This window comes from Mesorhizobium sp. M1A.F.Ca.IN.022.07.1.1, from assembly GCF_003997575.1.
GTDB lineage: Bacteria > Pseudomonadota > Alphaproteobacteria > Rhizobiales > Rhizobiaceae > Mesorhizobium.
Genome location: NZ_RZST01000741.1, coordinates 1 through 434 on the forward strand (window position 1 = coordinate 1; position 434 = coordinate 434).

Annotated in this window: 1 protein-coding gene; it reads left to right on the forward strand. The window is 65.2% G+C overall.

Features of this window, described 5'->3' with window-relative positions:
- Positions 1–434, forward strand: a 434-nt coding sequence (locus tag EOA75_RS33730) for an HAD-IC family P-type ATPase (protein WP_164747803.1), incomplete at both ends; no start/stop codon positions are given.

The window sequence follows — 434 nt, forward strand, 5'->3', positions numbered from 1 at the left end:
TCTATGCGCCGGTCGTGCATCTGGCTGCCCTGATGACGTTCATTGGCTGGATGGCCGCGACGGGCGACTGGCATCTGGCGATGACGATCGCCATTGCCGTGCTCATCATCACCTGTCCCTGTGCACTCGGTCTGGCGGTCCCGATCGTGCAGGTGGTCGCGGCCCGACGGCTGTTCGAGAACGGCGTGATGGTCAAGGACGGGTCGGCGATGGAGCGACTCGCTGCGATCGACACGGCGCTGTTCGACAAGACCGGAACGCTGACGCTTGGACAGCCGCGGCTGATCAACGCCGCGTCCATCGACCCGACCATGCTGGCGATAGCGGCCGACGTGGCCGCGCATTCGCGCCACCCGTTCTCCAGGGCGATTGCCTGTTTCGGCGGATTTTCTGGCCAGCCCAGGCTCGATTGCGTCAGCGAGCACCCAGGTTTC